Here is a 1,296-nt window from a genome sequence, read left to right as displayed (position 1 = left end):
ATTTGATCCATCGTAGGTGTTTTGATGTTTAATTTTTTAATCTGCTCCATGCAGTCTTTAGCCATTTGTCCATGACTGACAAAACCTTTTGTATTAATGTACTCAGAAAGATTTACGATGCTCATATTCTCAACCACAGACAAGACTAAGAATAACCCTGACTTCTTTCGGTCTTCGGTAAGAAAAGCCAATCCTTGTTCAATAGCCTTTGACGGGGAGTCGATATTGACTGGCAGACCCTCGATAAAAATTTCACCACTGTCCGCAGGGTACATACCAAATAAGCTTTCCATAACCTCACTACGACCTGCGCCAACCAAACCAGCAACACCTAATATCTCGCCTCGTTTTACGGAAAATGAGATATTGCGAAATAGCCCATCTCGCCGTAACTCATTAACTCGTAAAACTTCTTCACCAATATTATTATTAAATTTTGGGAACATATGAGTAAGTTCGCGACCAACCATCATGGTGATTAATGACTGTTTTGTCAGGTTTTCCGTTTTATCTGTGGCAACAAACATACCATCGCGGAAAACACTGACCTCATCAGTAATTTCGAATATTTCATCCATTTTATGGCTGATATAGATAATGCCTTTTCCTTGCTCTTTTAACTCAGTAATAATCGCAAACAGATGAAAAACCTCACCTTCGGTCAGCGCTGATGTCGGTTCATCCATTATTAAAACATCTGCATCATAAGAAACAGCCTTAGCAATCTCTACCATTTGTTGGCTGGCAATATTCAATTCACCAACCAGCATATCTGGTTTCAATTTTATATTTAAATGCTTTAATAAATCCTCGGTTTTACTGTTGAGCAAATCGTGGTTAACAAAACCATAATGAACGGGCTCTCGCCCCAACCAAATATTTTCTGCCACCGTCATATGCGGGACTAAATTTAGCTCTTGATGAATCATTGCGATACCAGCATGGAGTGCATCTAATGTATCACTGAAGTTAACCGTTTCGCCCTTTACTTTTATTAAACCTTCATCAGGATGATATATTCCTATCAAACATTTCATCAGGGTCGATTTTCCTGCACCATTCTCGCCCATTAATGCATGGACACTTCCTGCTTTTATTTTAATGCCCACTTTATTCAATGCCTTGACACCAGGGAATTGCTTACTGATGCCTTCAGCCTCGAGAATGTAAGGATACATATCATCATCTCCTTGGTCATCATAATACGCTCAGTGGGTAAGTGCCGTATTTATCAAAAAAGTGATAACAATAAATACGGCACGACCTATCCATTAAAATATATTTAATGAATATTTG

General features: G+C 38.5%; 1 protein-coding gene. It reads right to left on the bottom strand.

Going from position 1 to position 1,296, the window contains the following annotated elements; all coding sequences use genetic code 11:
- A partial coding sequence (locus V1952_RS21875; RefSeq protein ID WP_420075553.1) for a sugar ABC transporter ATP-binding protein occupies positions 1–1,178 on the bottom strand: 1,178 nt, incomplete at its 3' end.
- Positions 1,179–1,296: the final 118 nt, after the last annotated feature.

This window comes from Yersinia sp. 2542 StPb PI (genome assembly GCF_048593855.1).
In the GTDB taxonomy this organism is placed as follows: domain Bacteria; phylum Pseudomonadota; class Gammaproteobacteria; order Enterobacterales; family Enterobacteriaceae; genus Yersinia; species Yersinia enterocolitica_E.
Note: the sequence above shows the minus strand (reverse complement) of the source record. Positions and strands in the feature narration are given on the sequence as shown.